18 protein-coding genes are annotated in these 18,953 nt (G+C 72.5%); 8 read left to right on the plus strand and 10 right to left on the minus strand.

Annotated elements, in window-relative coordinates:
* Positions 1-50 precede the first annotated feature (50 nt).
* From AB0G74_RS27660 to AB0G74_RS27695, 8 genes are all read right to left on the minus strand, one after another.
* The gene (locus AB0G74_RS27660; protein WP_361151381.1) at positions 51-416 is read right to left on the minus strand and encodes a plasmid transfer protein; all 366 of its coding nucleotides are present in this window, start codon (positions 414-416) and stop codon (positions 51-53) included.
* Between the two features lies 1 nt (position 417).
* On the minus strand, positions 418-2,778 hold the full coding sequence (locus tag AB0G74_RS27665; RefSeq protein ID WP_361151383.1) for a hypothetical protein: 2,361 nt from the start codon (positions 2,776-2,778) through the stop codon (positions 418-420).
* Positions 2,779-2,927: 149 nt separating this feature from the next.
* Positions 2,928-3,161 (minus strand): hypothetical protein, encoded by a 234-nt coding sequence (locus AB0G74_RS27670; protein ID WP_361151385.1) that lies wholly within the window; start codon positions 3,159-3,161, stop codon positions 2,928-2,930.
* Entirely contained in the window at positions 3,161-3,628 is a 468-nt protein-coding gene (locus tag AB0G74_RS27675) for a hypothetical protein (protein ID WP_361151388.1), read from the minus strand. Before AB0G74_RS27675 ends, AB0G74_RS27670 begins: the two co-directional genes overlap by 1 nt.
* 91 nt (positions 3,629-3,719) lie before the next feature.
* A complete protein-coding gene (locus tag AB0G74_RS27680) occupies positions 3,720-5,576 on the minus strand; it encodes a hypothetical protein (protein ID WP_361151390.1) in 1,857 nt (618 codons plus the stop codon).
* A gap of 66 nt (positions 5,577-5,642) precedes the next feature.
* Positions 5,643-6,047: a hypothetical protein gene (locus AB0G74_RS27685; RefSeq protein ID WP_361151393.1), complete on the minus strand. Its 405-nt coding sequence runs from the start codon at positions 6,045-6,047 to the stop codon at positions 5,643-5,645.
* The gene (locus AB0G74_RS27690; RefSeq protein ID WP_361151396.1) at positions 6,044-6,685 is read right to left on the minus strand and encodes a hypothetical protein; all 642 of its coding nucleotides are present in this window, start codon (positions 6,683-6,685) and stop codon (positions 6,044-6,046) included. Before AB0G74_RS27690 ends, AB0G74_RS27685 begins: the two co-directional genes overlap by 4 nt.
* A 64-nt stretch (positions 6,686-6,749) precedes the next feature.
* Entirely contained in the window at positions 6,750-7,136 is a 387-nt protein-coding gene (locus AB0G74_RS27695) for a hypothetical protein (protein ID WP_361151398.1), read from the minus strand.
* 483 nt (positions 7,137-7,619) lie between these two features.
* On the opposite strand from AB0G74_RS27695, the gene AB0G74_RS27700 reads away from it, so the two are divergent.
* The 7 genes from AB0G74_RS27700 to AB0G74_RS27730 all read left to right on the plus strand — a co-directional run bounded on the left by AB0G74_RS27700 (position 7,620) and on the right by AB0G74_RS27730 (position 14,532).
* Positions 7,620-8,543, plus strand: a complete 924-nt coding sequence (locus AB0G74_RS27700) for a sigma-70 family RNA polymerase sigma factor (protein ID WP_361151401.1) — start codon at positions 7,620-7,622, stop codon at positions 8,541-8,543.
* A gap of 13 nt (positions 8,544-8,556) precedes the next feature.
* Entirely contained in the window at positions 8,557-9,396 is an 840-nt protein-coding gene (locus tag AB0G74_RS27705; protein ID WP_361151403.1) for an integrase, read from the plus strand.
* A gap of 212 nt (positions 9,397-9,608) precedes the next feature.
* Positions 9,609-9,800, plus strand: a complete 192-nt coding sequence (locus AB0G74_RS27710) for a hypothetical protein (RefSeq protein ID WP_361151405.1) — start codon at positions 9,609-9,611, stop codon at positions 9,798-9,800.
* Positions 9,801-10,053: 253 nt separating this feature from the next.
* The gene (locus AB0G74_RS27715; RefSeq protein ID WP_361151407.1) at positions 10,054-10,212 is read left to right on the plus strand and encodes a hypothetical protein; all 159 of its coding nucleotides are present in this window, start codon (positions 10,054-10,056) and stop codon (positions 10,210-10,212) included.
* Entirely contained in the window at positions 10,209-11,465 is a 1,257-nt protein-coding gene (locus tag AB0G74_RS27720) for a hypothetical protein (RefSeq protein ID WP_361151409.1), read from the plus strand. The genes AB0G74_RS27715 and AB0G74_RS27720 overlap by 4 nt, the downstream gene beginning before the upstream one ends.
* An 87-nt stretch (positions 11,466-11,552) precedes the next feature.
* On the plus strand, positions 11,553-12,929 hold the full coding sequence (dnaB, locus tag AB0G74_RS27725; protein WP_361151411.1) for a replicative DNA helicase: 1,377 nt from the start codon (positions 11,553-11,555) through the stop codon (positions 12,927-12,929).
* Between the two features lie 1,108 nt (positions 12,930-14,037).
* Positions 14,038-14,532, plus strand: coding sequence for a hypothetical protein (locus tag AB0G74_RS27730; RefSeq protein ID WP_361151413.1), 495 nt, complete (start codon positions 14,038-14,040; stop codon positions 14,530-14,532).
* A gap of 1,020 nt (positions 14,533-15,552) precedes the next feature.
* Here the strand turns inward: AB0G74_RS27730 and AB0G74_RS27735 are convergent.
* Entirely contained in the window at positions 15,553-16,377 is an 825-nt protein-coding gene (locus tag AB0G74_RS27735) for a hypothetical protein (RefSeq protein WP_361151415.1), read from the minus strand.
* A gap of 356 nt (positions 16,378-16,733) precedes the next feature.
* On the opposite strand from AB0G74_RS27735, the gene AB0G74_RS27740 reads away from it, so the two are divergent.
* The gene (locus AB0G74_RS27740) at positions 16,734-17,228 is read left to right on the plus strand and encodes a hypothetical protein (RefSeq protein ID WP_361151418.1); all 495 of its coding nucleotides are present in this window, start codon (positions 16,734-16,736) and stop codon (positions 17,226-17,228) included.
* A gap of 442 nt (positions 17,229-17,670) precedes the next feature.
* Here the strand turns inward: AB0G74_RS27740 and AB0G74_RS27745 are convergent, their stop codons facing one another.
* Positions 17,671-18,939, minus strand: coding sequence for a hypothetical protein (locus AB0G74_RS27745; RefSeq protein WP_361151421.1), 1,269 nt, complete (start codon positions 18,937-18,939; stop codon positions 17,671-17,673).
* Between the last annotated feature and the right edge of the window lie 14 nt (positions 18,940-18,953).

Raw genomic sequence — 18,953 nt, forward strand, 5'->3', positions numbered from 1 at the left:
CGGGCCGGTACGGCCCGCCCCCACCACCCGGCCGCGGTTCCCCGGGGTGGTCAGTCGTCGAAGAACCCGGGTTTGGGGGTCTTCGTGTGGCGGTTGCGGCGGATCTCGTCCAGGGCGCCGTACTTGCGCCGGTGGGTTTCGGCGGCGTCCTGGGCGGCGGCATGGGCTTCGCTGGCGGCGATCCGGGTGGCGGTGACGGCGGTCGCGGTGGCGCCGAGTTCGGCGGCGACGGAGGCCGTCATGTCCACGTAGCGGCTGTCTCCTCCGGCCCGGCCCAGCAGTACGGCCGTGTCCGCCGCCAGGGCCGCGTTGCGGTTCATCCCCCGGGCGACCGCGTCCAGGTCGGCCTCGGCCCGGTTCACGGCGGCCGCGAACGTGAGCAGGGCCCGCTGGAGTCCGATGTATCCGTCGCTCATGTCAGCCGCCTTCGTGATGGGATGCCGCGGACACCGACGCCAGCCCGGCGTCGGCCTTCGCGTCCTGGTCGCGCCGGTAGTCGGCTTCGACCGCGAGAGCGGCCGTCTGCGCCCGCTCCCGGGCCGCGAGGCACCGGTCGGCCATCGCCCTGGAACTGTTCCGCAGGGCCCCGGCCCGGTCGACGAGGTGGTCGAGCCGGGCCAGCAGACCCGTGTCCGTCACGTTGTCGTCGTCCTTGACCATCGCGTGGAGTGTCTTCATCGACTTGATTGCGTTGCGCAGGAGGTCGGCGGTCACGGCCGCCTCTTCCTGGATCAGACCGGTGTCCGTGGCGATCCGGGCCATCGCCGCCAGGTAGCCGCTCAGCGACAGTTCGGTCCGGTGCCGGGTGGCGACCGTAGTGCCGGGGGAACGGATCTCCACTCCCCCGCCCCTGCTGCCGGTGCTGGTGTGTCTCATGTTCTCCTCCGTCCCGCCCCGGAAAGCCGGGGCGGTGCTGCTGGTGCCGGGGGTGTTGTCCGGGGGGCCGGGCTCCGGCGGGGCGCCGGGGTCGGTGGTGCCGGGCCGTTCGGTGTGGGGCTCGGGCGCCCGGGGCAGGGCCCGGCGGTCGGCCCCCAGCGCCCGGGGCCCGCCCGGGCCGGGCTGGTCCGGGTCGTCCCGCGTCCACAGATCCCAGTCCCGGATCGGACCGGCGGCCCGCGCGGCAGAGGTGTGGGCGTCCTCCCGCGACCAGGCGCCAGCGGCGTCCCGGTCCCGTTTGTCGCGCCACCACTGCCAGGCCCTCATGTGCTCTTCGTAGTCGTCGTCGGAGTCCTCCGGGTCCCGCTCGGAGCCGTCCCCGTCCGGGGCGGGAGCGGCGCCGTCCGGGGCGGTGCCCCCGGCGCCCTGGAAGGCTTCCGCGGCTTCCGCTTCCCCCGGGCCTTGGGGCACCTCGCCCGGGGCGGTCCCCTCCGGTCCCCCGCCGCCCGCCGCCGGGCCGGTCTCCCCTTCCGTACCGCCGCGGTGACCGGCGGAGGATTCCGGGGAGTCCTTGGTCAGGACCGGCGGGTCCAGGTCGGCCCGCCGCCCGGCCAGACGCCGGGCCGCCGCCTCGGCCAGGGCCTCGCCGAGCGTGACCCGCTCCGCCCCTTCACCCCGGGCCCTGGCCTTCTTCCTGGCGTTCCGCTCCTTCCGCCGGCCCTTGTCCTGCCGGGCAGCGTCCTTGCGCGCCTGGTCGCGGTCCTTGGACCGGTCGGCCAGACCGGCGGCCAGCCGGTCAGCGCGCCGCTTGTCCCGGGCCGCGGACCGTTCCCGGCGGCGGGCGGCCCGCTCCTGCGACGCAGAACCCGCCCCGCCGCCGACGTGCCCGCCGTCCGGCCCCCGGCCGAACCTGCCGCCTCCCGAACCGGACCCCTTGCCCTTGCCCTTGCCCTTGCCCTTGCCCTTGCCCGGGCCGAACCCGGCCCCCGAGCCGGACCCCTTGCCCTTGCCCTTGCCCTTGCCCTTGCCCTTGCCCTTGCCCGGGCCGAACCCGGCCCCCGAGCCGGAGCCGGTGGTCTTGCCGCCCCCCGAACCCTTGCCGGAGCCGGGCGCCATACCACCGGAGGATCCTGACCCGCTTCCGCCCGGCCCCGTACCGCCCTTGCCGGGCTTCCCGCCGCCTTTCCTGCCGGGCGGCTTGTCCGGACCCGGCCCCGAGCCGGAGCCGGAGGCGGAGGGCTTCACCGGCGACGCGCCGCCGCCCTTCGCCCCGGAGGGGCCCGTACCGCCCTTGCCGGACTTCGCCCCGCTGCTGCCCGGGGGCCTGGGCCCGGAAGAGTTCTTCGGGCCGCCGGACTTCGCCCCGCCGCCCGTACCACCGCCGCCCGCCGCGCCCTTGCGGGCCTCGCGGAGCTTGTCGGCCAGCTCCTTCATCTTCAGTACGTGGCCGCTGTGCTGCTGCTCGGCGGCGACCCGGGCCGCCATCTTCGCCTCGCGCAGTCCGGCACCCTCGGCGTGGGCGTCCATCCGGCGCTGCCGCCAGTCGTCCACCGTGGTCACGACGGCCCGCAGGACCGCCAGCGCGACGGCGAGCGGGGCCGCCACAGCCAGCGCGCCCGCGCCCTGCTCGGGCCCCTCACCGGCCGGGCGGGCCCGGAACGCGGCGGGCAGCTGCGGCATCGCGGTCCCGCGCGCCGCCGTACCGGTGATAAGGGCCGCATCCGCGTCCGCCGCCACCCGGTCCGGCACCGCCGGGAGTTCGAGGGTGGTCTCCTCCGGCCTCTCCGCAGGAGCGGCCGGGCGGGCCGGAGGCAGGCCCGGCAGCCCGGGTGAACCCGGTCCCGGTCCGGTTCCGCGCCGCGGCGGGAAGCGGTGGACCACTCCCTCGTCGTCGTCTGACATCCATTACTCCTTGACAGAGAGTCACGATCTCGTGTACGCGCGCGCGTGTCCGCGCGTCCGTGCGTCCGCGCCTCCGGTTGGGGACCGGATCAGGGGCTTTCCCGGCCGGGAAAGCCCCTGGAACCGTCCGACCGCGAGGGGCGCGATGGTCACAGCCGGTAGTGGGCGCAGTAGGACTCCAGCAGCCGCGCCAGCTCGGCCACGGGCTCCTCGTCGCCCCGCCGCTCATGCTGCTTCGCGATCCGGCGGGCTTCCTCCGTCCACGCCAGGACCACCCCCCACGCCCCCAGGCGCGCGGTGAAGTCCTCCAGCCGGGCCTGGTGGTGTGCGGCCTGCCGGATTCGCCGGGCCTCAATCTGGGTGATCGGCCGCTGCTGTCCCATCAGGCACCCCGCCGCAGGTCGTGCAGCGACGACGGCACGCGCCCGCCGTCGCTCTCGCTCCTGCTCTGAGCTGCGTCTTTGAGCGCACCGGCGGTCTTGTGGAGGGACTTGGCGGCCAGCTCGCCCAGCGCGGCGCTGCGCCCGGCCTTCGCCAGTTCCTTCGCCTCCCGCTGGCCGGGCAGGCCCAGGACGTGGGCGATGTGGTTGGTGTGGGCGATCTGGAGCGCCTCCAGCGCCTCGTACTGCACGCGGGCGGCCCTGACCAGCTTCTTCGCGTGCTTCTCCATCCGGCGGGCGCGGCGGGCCGCGTCCCAGCGGCTGTCGCCCGGCACGTGCTCGGCCCGGTATTTCGCCCGGATCGCGGCCAGCAGGTCGTCGTACACCTCGTGGTCCGTGCCGTGCGACCGGCGCCGCGCCTGGGCGAACTTCGCGAATTCCTCGGGGGTCAGCAGGTTGGACAGGTCCATGAGTGGTTCTCCTTCTGGGGGTCGGGCCCGCCCTGCCGACAGCGGCAGGGGAGCGGGCCCGGCCCGCAGCGGGCGTACGGCCGTACGGCCGTCACGGGGTGGTGGGGGTCAGGTGCTTGGCGGCGTCCGCCGGGGACAGCAGCCGGGCCGTACCGAGCAGCCGTACGGCGCGGTCCCGGTTGCAGCCGACGGCCGTACGGGCGGCGTTGACGGTGACGAACCCGCTGTCCGTACGGGGCAGCTTCCGCAGTACGGCCAGCGCCTCGTCGTCCGTACGGGCCGGACGGGGCTTGTCCGTACGGTCCGTACGGGCTCCGTCCGTACGGGACTTGTCCGTACGGTCCGTACCGTCCGGCCGTACGGGCGCCGTACGGGCTCCGGCCGTACGGCCCGTACGGTCCGGCCGTACGGGAGCCGTACGGGCACCGTCCGTACGGTCCGTACGTACGGGCTCCGCCGCGTCCGGCCGTACGGGCTCCTCCCCGTCCGTACGGCAGGGTTCCTCCCGTACGGGCGCGGGGTCCCCGGCCGCCGTACGGTCCGGCGCCGTACCAGGGGCGGCGGGGTGGTCGCCGTCGAGGAGGCGGTGGACCCGCCAGATGATGACGACGAACGTCAGGACCACGACGGTGGTCAGCCCGAGGACGATCGCGTCCCCGTACGGGTGGGACGGGTCGTGGACGCCGCCGCGCTCGGCCAGGTGGTAGGCCAGGTTGGAGGCGGCCATGATCGACAGCGCCGGGCGGACGTCGCGCTTCTTCTTAAAGGCGACTACCGCGTAGATGTCCACGCTGAGCGGGAAAAGCGGCGCGACGTACGGGTGAAAGCCCACGAGCCGCGCGAGTTCGTACTCGCCGGACGCCGCGAGCCCGACTCCGGCCGCGAGCGCGACCCAGGGCGCCCCGCGCCACAGCCTGTCCGAGGTGCTGGCCCGCCGGGCCCTGCGGCGGTCCGCGGCCCGTGCCTGACCGAGCTGGCGCTTGGCCTCGGCCTCCCGGGCCTTGGCCCGCTCAAGGGCGGCCCGGGTCTCGGCGACCAGGTCCGCCTTCTGCCCCTCGGCACCGGCCACGATCTCCCGGGCCGCAGCCCGGGCGGCGGCCTCGGCGTTCGCCCTCATTTCCTCCAGCTCGGCCGCCAGCGCTGCCCGCTGCCCCTGCCGCTGCCGCTCGTGCTCCTCACCGAGCGCCCGGAAGGATGCCTCCGTCTGGGCCCGGACTTCCTCGGCCTCCTCGCGGTAGGCGCTGAGGCGGTCCCGGATCTCACCGCGCCGTACGGCCAGGTCCTCGTCGAGGTCGAGCATCGACCGGCGGCGGGCCAGCTCCAGTTCCGTCTCCAGCGAGACCCGCGCGATCCGGGCCTCCGCCGCCTGCTCCTGGGCCCCGGCCACGATCCGGGCCGCGTCCTCCAGCGCCGTGCGGTACGCACCCTCGGCCGACGCCCGGCGCAGAGCGACCAGCTCGGCCGCCCGCTCCTCCGCCTCCGCCAAGACCCCACCGACCCGGGCCTCCGCGTCCGCGAGCAGCTGCTCCCGGTTCCCGGCCTCCGCCCGGGCCGCTTCCTCGGCCTCGGCACGGACCGTCTCCGCGTGCCGGGCGGCGCCCCGGATCAGATCACCGGCCTCGGCGGCCGCGGCCGCCAGGGCCCGTTCCGCGTCGGCGGCCGCCGCGATCCGAATCTCCTCGGCGGCCTTCCCGGCCTGCCGCGTCAGCTCCGCCGCCTCCTCGGCGGCGGCCATCCGGGCCTCGGCCAGCCGGTCGGCGGCGAGGTCCGCGATATCGGCGGCCCGGTCCCGGGCGTCCGCGATCCGCGCCTCCACGGCCGCCGCCGTACCGGCCGCCGCCTCGGGCGACCGGCGCGGCGCCACGGGCGCCGTCGCCTTCTTCTTCACCGGCGGTGTGCGGGCCGCCGCCTTCTTCGTCCTGCTGCGGGTAGCTGTTCGGGCCGCCACAGCGGCCTCCTTTCACAACTCGGTGCCGCAGGGCCGACCCCGGGTCGGCCCTGCGGCGGCGGTCCGTCAGTCCCGGGCGAGCCGGGCGGCCGTACGGTCGATCGCTCCGATGACCCGGCGGCCGGTCTGCTCCACCCTCAGGCGGAACAACCCGTCCCCCGCCGCCCGCAGACGGCGCTCGGCATCGGCGAGCGGCCCGGCCACCACCGCGTCGAGGTGCCCCTCCAGCCGCGGTGCCCGCTGGCCGCGCACCGCGCGGACCAGCAGCGCCACCGCGTACAAGCCGGTGGCGTAGCCGAACACGGTCACCGCCGCCGCCCGCCGCCGGACCGGCCCCCGGTACGGGGACGCGGCCCGCGCGATCGCGGTGAGGTTCTCGAACACCTCGAAGTCCGTGGACGTCCAGGTCTCGACCGGCCCGGAGCAATTCCCCGGCCGGGTGGTGATGCTGGGCTTGAGCAGGGTGTTCACGCGGTAGTCACCTCTCCGTTCGTGTCAGCCGTGCTGGGATGGCCCGGCTCCGGGGCCTTCAGCCACTCCAGAAGGGCCTCCATCTCGTCCGCGGTGTCCGGTGCGGGCAGAGGCGGAAGTTTCCGGGTGCAGACCTTCCAGCCCTCGGCCGGACCGTCCGGCCCCTGACCCGGCTCGACCCAGTCGGCCCAGGGCAGCGGAGCCGCGACCATCGCGGACTTGGGGTCCCGGTGCACGCTCTGGACCATCCCGTCGTGCAGGAGAACCGACACCGGAGCCTCGGCGGCCAGCCGGGTCTCCTCCAACGCGGCCAGCACCAGGGCGGCCAGCCGGGTCAGTCCGTCCGTGCGGGCCCGGGCGGACTCCAGCTCGGAACGCAGCTCGGCAAGCTCGCCCGCCAAGCGCTGGCGGACCCCGTCCTGGCCGATCAGGTCGGCCCGGCACGCCTCGATGGCGGCCTCGGCGGTGTCGAGGTCGGTCCGGAGGACGGCAGCGCGGGCGGTGCCGTCCCGGAGAGCCGAGAGGCTCGTCGTGCGGATCATCAGGACGGGGAGGCGGAGCTTCATCGCCCGCCCCCGATCGCGGGCCGCGGCGGGCAGTTGGTGCCGTTGCAGCCCCAGCGCGTGCAGACCGGGCACGCGTCCCGCTCAACGTCCGGCAGACCCGCGCCGACGTCCCCCGTCGGCGCGGTTCCCTGCCCGGTCACAGCAGGGCGGAGGGGTCGGCGGCCGCGGCGCCGGTCAGCACCGCCAGCTCCTCCTGGGTCACCCAGCCCTCCGGGATCACCACCCGCATGGTCACGGTGCCCTGCAACATCTCGCCGAGGGCGGCGAGTCGGCCGCTCTCCAGCTTCACGGGCCGGACGTTGTCGATCTCCGCCAGCAGCGCGGGGAGCACGGTCGCGGCGTCGGGCGCCACGGTGATGGTGGCGATGATCGTGGACGGCGCCACGGTGAACTGGACGTTCACGCCCAGCCGGGCCATCTTCTGGACCTGCTCGAACAGCGGGAAGACCTCCGGCATCGCGTCGGTCAGCTCCTCGGCGACCCCGAGGTGGTTCATCGGCAGGTCGGACGGCATGATGGTCAAGCGGATCACCCTCCAGGTTGGATCCGTAGACCCCCGGTACACATGGCGTTGCACCGCCGTACCGGGGGTCGCGCCGTATCTCGGCGCAGTGAGCGAATGGGGACTCGCACCCTCGGCCCCAACCCCTGGGGCCCTCTGTAGATCCGCTCTCGGGCTGCCACGCGGCCAACCCCCCGCTCAAGACCCACCATGCAGGTGAGAGGTCGTCTCGTCACAAAGTGACGGCAGGGGCGCCGCGGCCCGAAGTTCTATCCACTGTTGAGTTCTCAAGGAACGAACGGCCACCCATCACCCCGCCACGAGAGCGAGTTCACCGGGGCCCCAAATGACGCTTGAAGTGCAGGTATAGCCAGCGCGACGCTTAGATTTAGTGAACTAAACCGCCGCACAGCGAAACCATAGGGCGACTCTCCGCTTCGAGTCAACCACCTTGAACTCGCGCCGTTTAGTGAGGTAAACATGACCCTACGAAGGGAGGCACGAATGGAACAGGAACGACTCGACGCAACGACGCCCCACTCGCTGCGGGAGCAAACCGACGCGATGTTCGACATCACGTTGTCCCAGTTGAAGGAGTTGTCCGACCCGCTGGAGCGGGCCAAGGCGGCCCATAACCTCGTCAGCCGGGCGCAGAACTACGGAAACGAGTTCCAGGCCGTACGCAACGAGGCGATGAACGAGACCCTGCGGGTGGGAAGCCTGAACAGCACCCAGCTCGCGGCTGAGCTGGGCATCAGCAAGGGGCGAGTAAGCCAGCTCGCCAAGGGAGCGCCGCCTGAGCGGCTCTTCCTCGGCTCCGGCAAGGTCATCGTGGCGCTCGCCGAGAAGCTGGAGGACGGCCGGCTGCAAGACGGCAGAGACAAGCCAGTCCAAGGCCCTGTGATCGCCACGGAGGATGTCCAGACCTACGAGCATCTGCGGGAACTGGCCGAGGAGGTCGGCCTGGAGATCACCTTCGAGCGGATTCCGCTGGGCGGTAACGTCCGGCTCAACCGCAACAACCTGGTGGTGATCTGCGGACCGCGCCTGTCCCCCCTGATCGAGCAGATCCTCGAAGGTGATCCTCACCTCCGTTTCGACAAGGACGGCGCAGGCTGGTTCCTCACCGACCGGAACACTGGCGAGACCTACCGCTCACCGATGGACCGCGGCAAGAACAGCGACATCGCGTACTTCAGCCGACTCCCTCGCCCTGACGGTCAGGGCACCTTCCTCTACATCGCTGGCATCCACGCCCGGGGCTCGGGCGGCGTCGTCCACTGGCTCAACCAGGAGCTGGCCGACGTCCACCGCGAACTCAAGGCGAAGCGGTTCTCGACCCTCATCTCCAGCACGTTCGACCCTGACACGCTGGAGATCACCTCCAGCAAGCGCATCACGCCGTTCTACCGCCCGGAAGGGGCCTGACGTGCAGGTATCCATGGCATCGACCCAGGGTGTGGGCACCGCGAACGAGGACACAGTCCACGTGAGCCCCACCGGGGTCGTCGTGCTGGACGGCCTGTCCGCCCCGAAGGACCTGCCCATGGGGTGCATTCACGGCACCCCATGGTTCGTACGACAGCTAGGCACCACCCTGGTCAACCTGATCGGCGACGACGAAGTGTCCCTCCGAGCGGCCCTCCGTCACGCCATCACCAAGGTCAACAACCTGCACCGCGACACCTGCGACCTCGACCAAGAGGCGGTGCCAGCCTCGACCGTGGTGATGATCCGCGAGCGCGGCGACGTCCTCGACTACTTGGTGCTCTCCGACAACGTCTTGGTGCTCGACCTTGGGTCCGACGGCATCAGGACCATCGTCGACAAACGGGTGGAAGAGGTCGCGGCCGACGAGATGCAGGCCGCCTTGCGTGGGCCGACTGGGACGGCCGAGCACGCTGCCCGCGTGTCACAGCTCGTCAGCGTCCAGCGTCGTCTCCGCAACAAGCCCGGCGGATACTGGGTCGCGGCCACCGACCCGGCCGCCGCTGACGAAGCCCTCACCGGCTCCGTAGAACTCACGCGGGTGCAGCAGGCCGCTTTGCTCACCGACGGCGCCAGCCGTCTCGTCGACTCCTTCGATGCCCTCACCTGGTACGAGCTGCTTTCCCTTCTGCGCTCCGAGGGTCCGTCCGCGCTGATCGCCCGCACCCGCGAGGCAGAACTCGCCGACCCGGTGGGAGAGCGGTGGCCCCGGTTCAAGCGCTCTGACGACGCCACTGCGGCCTACGTCACGCCGACCCGCGGCCATGGCGACACTCCGGAATCGGCGCGCTGACCACGCGCCGGGGCGCGAAGGAGGAAGATGGCCCGGAACGCGAACAGGCCCCCGTGGGGGCCTGCCGGTCGCGCTCGCCGGTTGTGGTGGTCGGCGGGGCGGACCAAGCACCTATCGAGGAGGTGCCTGCGATGCGTTGCAGGCTACGCGTACCCACTGACGGTGGGCCAGCGGGACACGGCGACACGCCGACGACAGCCCGTGCTTCCCGGGTGACGGTACGCCTCCGCAAGTTCTCTCCCGGAGAACGGGATCTCGGAGTATCCGCGCCGGAAACCCGGTACAACACCACGACGTCGTCCGGCACGATCACCGGATGCACCGCCTCCTACCAGCTCATCGCCGGTTTCCCCAACTGGCGGAAGGACTCCACCATGGTCACCATGACCGCTCGCGCCCCGTAACGCCGAGGGCCGCCCCTGCGCCAACAGGAGCGGCCCTCGATTCGAGCTTTGACTCAGCAGCTGGCCCGTGAAGCCTCAGAACCTGAGTCGTACGTCGGCTGATGCCGGGTTCCCGACCCCTCGGGGCCCGGTCACCATCAGCCAGGGTAACCGCCCATATGGCCTTTGCGCAGCACCGTCCATTGGCCCGCCCGGTTACCCGGTGAAGATCACCGATGTACGGCTCCCACTCGATTGGGAGAGATCGCATCTCATGCACCGCCCCCTCCGGCTCGCCTCCGCGGAGCCCGCGACGGTAACCGTCCCGGCCGCGTACGAAGGCGCCGTGCCGAAGACTTCTGAGCAGAACCGCGCCTTGACCTGCAACTACAAGGCCCCCTCCGCCCTGACGGTCGTGGCGGTGTCCCGGTGAACGAGCAACCGATCGACCCGAACGAGCTTGACGAGACCCTTGAGGTTGCCCTTGGCCGACGCGCCCCGTTCAGCCAGCTCGGCGACTGGGTGCTGTTCTCCGGCGTGGACTCCGACGCCCGGACCTTGTACTGGGGTCTGTCCGCGCACATCAACACCAGCGTCCGCGACGACACGGAGGTCTGGCCGGGCCTGGCCACACTGGCCCGGATTCTCAAGCTGAAGAAGCCGGAGAACGTGGCGAAGTACATGCTCCAGCTTGAGGTCATCGGCGCCATCGACGTCGTACGGACGACGGTCGGCCTGGTGCGCCGCAACCGCTACATCGTCCACCAGACCCCGCCGTCCTCCCACACCGGTCCGACCTCGACGAGCCAGTGGTACGCGCTGAACCGCGGCCCGAAGGGCGAGTCGGCGGAGGCCCGCAAGGAGCGCGAAGCGGGGTTCGACGCGTGGCTGGCGGCGGTCGACGCCGGGCTCAAGGCCCACTGCGACAAGGTCGCCAAGGCCCGGGCAGCCGCGAAGAAGGCGAAGGCCCCGTTCCCGGTGGTCGAGCTGTTCGTGGCCCCGACTCTCGACGAGTCCCGTACCCCCGCTGGAGGGGGTACGGCGCGACCTGCGGCTATCCGGAAAACCGCAGGTCGCGCCGTACCCCCGCTGGAGGGGGTACGTACCCCCGCTGGAGGGGGTCCCGTACCCCCGCTGGAGGGGGTTGAACGAGATCAATCTCAACTAGACCAATCTCTCTCTCGCTCCTCGTCCGCCTCAGCCGCACCGACGGCGACGGCGACGGGCGAGACGAGAGAGACGGCTGCGCCGGAAAACAACCCCGCTTCGGCGGCTGTCGAGGTTCCGGCTCCCCGCGACGGCCAGGCCGACGACGGGCAGACTGCCGAGCTGCTGGAGATGCTGCTGGGCCTGCCCGGCCGGGACCGGATGAACCGCAACGAGGTGGCGGACATGCTGCTGCCGCTCGCCGTCGAGGCCCTGGCCGTCGGCTGGACGGCGCCCAAGCTGCGCAACCACCTGGCCCGCTGCTGCGACCCGGACCGGGTCTTCAGTGTGGTGGCGATCTACCGGACCCACCTCAAGAACCTCCCGTCGGCTCCGGCCGGATCGGGTGGTCACCCGGCGGCGGCCGCCCCGAAGTGCGCGATGTGCAACGGGTCCGGCCTGGCCGAGGACCCGGAGACCTTCCTGCCGGTCGGCCCGTGCGAGTGCCGCAGGGCCCCCGCCCTCACGGCCGCACCCTGACTTTCCGGCCCCTCCCCGTACGACAGCAGCGGCCGGAGACCTTGCCCGGTCCGGCCGCTGCCCGAATCCCGTGAACGGAGATCCACCATGAGCGTATCCATCCCCGCCCCCGCCGTGTCCGGCGACGGTCCGCGCGACTTCGAGCGCGTCCCGCCCCAGGAGCTGGAGGCCGAGCAGTGCGTCCTCGGCGGAATGCTGCTGTCGAAGGACGCGATCGGCGACGTCGCCGAGATCCTGCAAGCCCCGGACTTCTACCGACCGGCGCACGAGACCGTGTTCCGCGCGATCCTCGACGTCCACGGCAAGGGCGAGCCCGCCGACCCGATCACGGTCGCGGCGCACCTGACCACCACCGGCGAGCTGGCCAGGGTCGGCGGCGCCCCGTACCTGCACACGCTGGTCCAGCAGGTGCCCACGGCGGCGAACGCCGAGTACTACGCCGAGATCGTCTACGACGCCGCCGTCGCCCGGAACCTCGTCGTCGCCGGTACGGCCATCGCCGCCAGCGGGTACGCCCGCGACGGCGAGACCGACGAGCTGGTCGAGCGGGCGCAGGAGTGCTTGTACGGCGTGGTCCGCCACCGCGGCGACGACTCGCTCAAGGACGCCTCGGAGGGCATGGACGCCACCTTCGACGACATCGAGGCCGCCGGGAAGCGCAAGAACGGTGAACTCACCGGCGTGCCGACCGGCTTCACCGACCTCGACAGCCTCACCCTCGGCCTCCAGCCCGGCCAGCTCGTCCTGATCGCCGGGCGCCCGGCGATGGGCAAGTCGACCCTGGGCCTGGACATCGCCCGGGCCGCCAGCCTCAAGCACGGGCTGACCAGCGCGTTCTTCTCCCTGGAGATGGGCCGCAAGGAACTCCATATGCGGCTGCTGTCCGCCGAGGGCTCCGTTCCCCTGCACCACATCCGCTCCGGCCGGCTCGACGACGCGGCCTGGGGCCGGATGGCCAAGGCCAAGGCCCGGGTCGACGCCGGGAACCTGCTCCTGGACGACTCCCCCGAACTGACCGCCATGTCGATCCGCACCAAGGCCCGGCGGCTCAAGCAGCGAGGCAAGCTCGACCTGGTCGTCATCGACTACCTCCAGCTGCTCCAGTACGGCGGCGGCCGCCGCCCCGAGAACCGTCAGCAAGAGGTCTCCGACATCTCCCGCCAGCTGAAGCTCATGGCCAAGGAGCTGGAGATCCCGGTCATTGCGCTGTCGCAGCTCAACCGCGGGCCCGAGCAGCGCACCGACAAGAAGCCTCAGGTCTCCGACCTGCGCGAGTCCGGCTCGCTGGAGCAGGACGCCGACGTGGTGATCCTGCTGCACCGCGAGGACCAGTACGAGAAGGAGTCCCCGCGCGCGGGCGAGGCGGACCTGATCGTCGGCAAGCACCGCAACGGGCCGACCGCGATCATCACGACCGCGTTCCAGGGCCACTACAGCCGTTTCGTGGACATGGCCCAGACCTGAAATCGAACCTCTGTTCGGCCACGATTCGTCCGCACCGGCGGGCGGAGCCGGGCCGAACCCGCACCTCCGACCGCCCCCGGCACATTCGCGCCGGGGGCGGTCGCTCGTCCTGCACGCCGAAGCGCCGTCCCCCGGCGACACCCTGCTGTTAACAGGCCACTGCGCCCCCGGAAAAACACCACCCGCCCGGCTCGTACCGCTCCCATCACCCCAGCTCAGAACACCGCCCCGCCCCATCCCCACACGAACGATCATGACCCCCTCGCGCTGGAAGCCAGGCCGTAAGCCCGGCCGAAGACGGCCGATCCCCCGGGGAACCGCAGGTCATACCTGAAAGGCTACCGGCCAGTAATGGGCGCCTGGGCCTGTTAATAGCCCTTGGGAAGGGGCGCGGCCCGGCCCCCTGCGGGCGCCGGGCCGCGCGTGAGCCGACTCTCCGTGGGAACGAGCAGGTCAGAACCAATACGGACGCGCTTCGCGCGGCGATTTACAGGAGCAGGGCCGGGGCGTCCCTGAGTGTCCCTGTGCGACCCCCGGGGCGTGGCCGGGCCGACCACCACCACGGCGCCGTGGTGGGGCCTCCTGTCCCCCCTCAGGGCCCGGGACGGGCCCCCTGTGCATGATCGGCCGGTGTCGGCATACCGGCAACGGCCCAGGTCGCTGGGCTTTTTGAGGTAGATCACGCCCATATGAGATGTTCAGCGAGAGAGCCCTCGCCTCCGTGCCGCCCGCAACGAGGAGGCGCCCCACAGGCAGAAGCGGCGTGCCGCCGGGCGGGCCAGGCCCGCCCGCGAGAGCCGTTAGGTCCCACAAGCCCAATGGCCGCGTTGAGCCGGGGAACCGGCCCAAACTCCCGGCGCGGCCCGGCGGACGGCCGCCGCGCGGCACGGATTAGACGCGTTAGGTCCAACGGGGTTAATCCGGGGTGTCGCCGCGAGTGGCGGACAGATTGGGGGGATCGCCACCTGCGCACGGAAGGACTGGTCCAACATCTAGCCGTGCGGCACCTTCTGCCCGGGCATGAACAAGCGCCTCGGCCCGGGGCCGTCCGCGATCGTGCCCCGGCCCCGCACGGGGGCGGACGCCGCCATGAGAGACCGGAGACGTGATGACGACCGACACCGACCTTCAGCGTGCCTGTGACGCCGCCGTACGAGCGGCTCGTACGGATGGAGAGCGGGCCGCCGTGCACTCCCTCAACCCACCCGGCTGGCCGAACGTCACACCCGGATCGGTGCTGGACTGGTACGCCGACGCCCTGTGGGAGCTTGCCCAGCGCGCAGGCCGGGCAGCGGGTCTGCCCGAGACGGGCCCGGACGCGCTGTCCGAGTGGATGACCGCGCACAGCGCGGGCCTGTGCACACCGGCCACCCTGCGGGCCCTGGCGCCGTGGCTTGCCGACGAGCCGACCGAGTTCCTGGAGCGCGCCGCCGTCGGGACTCAGGACTTGTGTGCGAAGGTGATGTGGCAGGCCGCCGCCAGCACCCGGAAGGCAGCGGAGAAGGGGGCTTTCGGCGTCGTGGTCTCCGACATGACGGCCACCACCACCGTGTTGGCGATGCTGTCCTGCCTGGCCGCGCTGGAGGGTGTCGAGGCCCGCTGAGCGCCACCAGGCGGTATTCCGCAGGCGGTGACGGGTGCCCCGTCCGATCCGGCCGCATCGGACCACGGGGCGGTGTGCCCCCGGCGCGGACCGGGCCCGGCCGAGACGACGCCGGTACGCGCCGGGGGATGCCGACCGGAGCGGGGTCGCTGGGGGACGGCGAAGTCCCCCAGCGACCCCTCGCCGGATCACCCCAGGTCTCTTCCCCGACCAACCCGCCCGAAGATCCCCCTGCGCGATCAACGGACGGGACCGGTTGCCCCTGTTGGACCCAACAGGTCTACGGCCTCGGGGAACATCGGTACAGGGCCTACAGCGGTTGGCGCGGAGATTGATCATGGGCCGGGCTCACGGTGCCGCGTGAAGGTGTTTCCAGTTCAGAGAAACGCCTGTCGCAACGGGTCGGCGTACTGCCGCGAGAAGCGCGACGGCGGTTCACCCTGACGGCGTTGTCCCGGGTGACGGTGCCGGTCGTTGGATGGGATATGAGCAAGAGAGACAAGAAGCCTCGTAACCGGCGAATCGGACCGCAGAACCCGGCGAGCCGCCGGACAACGGCCGCCCCGGGGTCCGGTGCCGGTCCCGGGGCGGCCGGGACCTGTACCGACGGGTGCGGCTGTTCAGCACCGACCCCGGGGTACGCCCGGTGCAGGGGCTATCAGCTCGATCACCGGGACGGGTCCATTTCGTGCACCCGGGGGCTGGAGTGCCCAGGGGTCGCGCTCCCGCACCGAGGGTGGCGCGACTGCACCGGCGGTGACGGGTGCCCAGCCTGCTCGGGCCGCATCACCTGGGTTTGCGGAAGTCGATGAGCGGGGCTGAGACGGTGAACCGCCGGGCGTCGGCCGCCGTACCGCGGGGCCACCCGAAGGGCGGTGATCACGGGGGCCTCGGTCACGCGGTCTGGCGAGGCCAGCCTCGGAACCCATTCGTCGGCGCCACGGCGAAGGCGCGGCCGGAGGGCCGCGCGGCGCGGATTAGGGGCGTTAGGTCCAACGGGTCTGATCCTGCCTCGCCAGGTCATCCGGTGCCGACGGGCACGCTCCGCAGCAGTGCGCCGGTCATCGCGACAAGGGTCTCGGCCTCGGCCCGGTCGTAGGTGAAGTCCTTGGTGACCGCGTCATTGTGCAGGGCGCCGCACGTCTGGCCGTACAGGGAGTCCTGGATACGCCACCAGCGTTCGGTCTGGTTGCACTGGCTGGAGAGCTTCTTCGGCCCGGGGTTGTCCCAGGCCGCGTTCTCCCGGATCCACTCCAGGGCCCGTCTGACCTCCAGGATCGCCGCCCGGGTCTCCCCCGCGGTCAGCAGCCGCTGGGCTTCCCGCAGGGTACGGCCGACTTCGGCCCGTTCGGGATCACCGAGCGGGTACGGCACGGCCAGCTCGAAAGCCGCGGACGGTCCCAGCTGGGCGATCTGCTCCTCCCACCGGCTCTTGGCGATGGTGATGTGCACCGTGTCCTGGGCGCAGCCCGGGTACCCGGGGGCCTGTGGCAGGGTCGCGTTGAGGTCGATCTCGAAGCGCGCGTCGCCGCTGCGGCCCTCCTCGATCGCGTGGACCTGGAGCGAGGTGAGCGGGAACGACAGGGTCGTCCGGTGAACGGTGACGGTGGGGGTGTAGGCGAGGTTCGCCGTGGTGCGGGCGAGCCGGGAGCGGTGCGCCGGTACCGTGCCGTAGCCGAACAGGTCCGCCTCCAGGGCGAGGATCTTCCCCGCCTCGGCGAACGGCGACACCCCGACCGCGAGCTGGACGCTCAGCTCGTGCCCTCCCAACGCGCGCCGCAGCGATGTCTGGTCGGCGCCGACCGTGACGGTGAACCGGATGTCGTCGAAGCGGAGTTCCCGCACAGCTCCCCCAAGGGCTTGTCGGCCGATCACACGATTGTGCCGGTCGCGCCGCCGGTTTCCTCCCGGACCGCCGCAGGAAGGTCTCGTCCGTAAGGCGCTGACGGGACGGGTTGCCCCTGTTGGGCCCAACAGGTCCAGGCGCCGTTGGCCGAAGGGTTTGAGGGTTCTGGTTCGGTTCCGGAGCCCGTTTGCCGCCGGGGGCGGTTGGGGTCGTTGGGTCTAACAGGTCCGATACGGCCTGGGCTGCCGAGGCCGCGCCGGGGCCTGCGAGCGGGCCAGTGCCGTCGACGCCCGGCCCGGGCTAGCTTCCCGCGTGGCGGCTTGAGCCCGCTTCCCGGGCTGGCGAGGCTGGGGCCGTGAGCGAGACAGCGGTGAAGGACTGGCGTGCCGTGCGGCAGGCGCGGGCAGCGCGCGTGCAGGAGTCGATCGCCCGGGCCGTGGCGTGCCCGCTGTGCCCGGAGATCACTCCGGAGGAAGGGCTGGAGATCCTCGCCCGGGCCATGGGCCCCCAGGGCGGCGGCCGCCGGTGGTGGAAGGACACGAAGACCATCCGGGAGCGCGCCCTGCGGCTCACCGGCGACCCCGTGTGGCGTGAGCGGGCCCTGTCGTGGACCGACGCCTACTGGGACGAGCACGGGCACGGGCCGACCTGGAAACGGTTCTGGAACGCGCCCGGCCTGTGGCCGCCGGACACCACCGGGTCCCTGCTGAACACCGTGCTGCGCCAGCTCGCCGAGGACGGCGGATTCGACGGGACGAAGACGCCCTTCGGGCTCCGCCGTCGTACCGGCACCGGCGGACCGCAGCCGGAACAGGCGCTCGCCCTGGTCCCGTCCCCGGCGGCGAGGTGAAGGCGTGGCGCGGATCCGGCGGTGCAGGACTCCCGTGGCTCCGCCGGCCAGGGGCATGTTGGGGCTGTTAGGCCCAATGGGCCCGGCCAGCTCCGGGGCTGCTGGCCCCGTGGGAACACCGGGCGCGCTGCCGTTCGGAGCTGCCTCGGCAGCGCTGCCGGTCAGACCCGTTGGGTCTAACAGGTCTGACCGGCCTCGGCCGGGAGGTGCACACAGGCCAGGCCCCTCCGTGTATCTGCGGCTGGCCAGCAGCGAGGCGTTCTCCTCGGCCGGATCGCGGCCGACGAGGCGCCCCGGGCCGGGAGCCGGGACGGGGGAGCCTGTCTCGCCGCCCGGTTTGCGGGCCGGACCGAGGGCGAGCCGCAGCCGCTCGCCGAGGTGACGGCGGATCGGGTACCGGGCCGCCGGAGCGGGCCCGGTAGACCTGTTGGGTCCAACGGGTCTACCGGGGGGTGAGGCGGGCCGCCCGGTCCAGGGCCCGCAGGAGTTCGGGCTCCCATCCGGCGCGCGGGGTGTCGTAGGCGAGCAGTCCGGAGCCGCCGAGGACGTCGAGCTGGACCTGGTGCTCGATGCCGAGCCGCCACGCCTCGCGCAGGACGGTGCGGGCCTCGGTGCGGGCGGCGAGGCCGGTGGTCGCGGCGGCGCTGGTGTCGGGCAGGGCGGAGAGCTGTCGGCCCGCTTCCTCCAGGCGGCCCATGAGCGCGGCGGCCGTCTCGGCGTCGGGGTGCGGCGCAGCGAGGCGGACCTTGGAGGCGGCTACGCCGCGGCGCAGTTGCTCCATGCGCTCCGGGAGCGGGCTCCAGCCCAAGGTGCCGCCGAGTTCGGTGTTCACCTTGGCGACCGCCGCGGTGTACGCGCGTCCGGCGCCGCGCGGCCGCAGGGGGGTTCCGGGGGGCCGGTTGCGCGGTCCGGTCTCCGGGTCGGCGGCGCCCGAGTGGTTTCCGCGTACCGAGACCCACAGCGCGTCGGCGCCGCCGGTGACCTCGCTCATCAGCAGGCGGCGGACGAGGAGCCAGCGGATCAGGGCGGCGCGGGTGGTCCGGCGCAGCGGGTAGATCTCCAGGGAGGGGGGATCGCCGGGGCGGGCGTTCTGGGGTCGGCGTTCTATGCGGACTTCTTCCAGGGCGGGGGAGAGGTTCTCCAGGCGGAGTACGCACAGCTCGCCGACCCGGGAGCCGGTGTCGAGGGTGACGGAGGCCATCGCCAGCATCCGCACCCACCGGGGGAAGCCGCTGGCGAGGAGGCCGCCCTCTGCGGTCCAGCGGGTGCTCCGGCCGATGTAGTCGGCGGCGGTTTGGAGGCTGGTGCGCATCCGCTCGCGGCGGGCGGCGTCGACCGGCTCCTTGCGGGGCTGCTCCTCCTGGTGGCGCAGGTGGACGACCGTGAGGCCGAGTTCGCGCTGGAGCAGCGCCATCACTCCGGAGCGGGTGTTCGCCGTGGCCTCGGCGGTGGGCCGGATCGCGCCCCGGTCGCGCAGTTCGCCCGCCAGGGCCAGGCGCTCGTACGTCTTGAGCGAGGCCCGGTCGAATACGTCGGTCAGATCCGCGTCGGTGCCGAGGGGGTGGTCGGCGTGCCGGAGGGCTCGGACCAGTTCCCGGGCGTGAGCGCGGATCTGCCGCTCGCGGGCCTCGGACGGGGCCTCGCGGCAGGCGGAGGCGACCGCCGCCTTCAGTTCGGGCATCTCGTCGAGGGGGTCCGGCTTGTTCTTCACGGTTGGCACGGTAG

Origin of the sequence: Streptomyces sp. NPDC020875, from assembly GCF_040641415.1 — a bacterium.
In the GTDB taxonomy this organism is placed as follows: Bacteria; Actinomycetota; Actinomycetes; order Streptomycetales; family Streptomycetaceae; genus Streptomyces.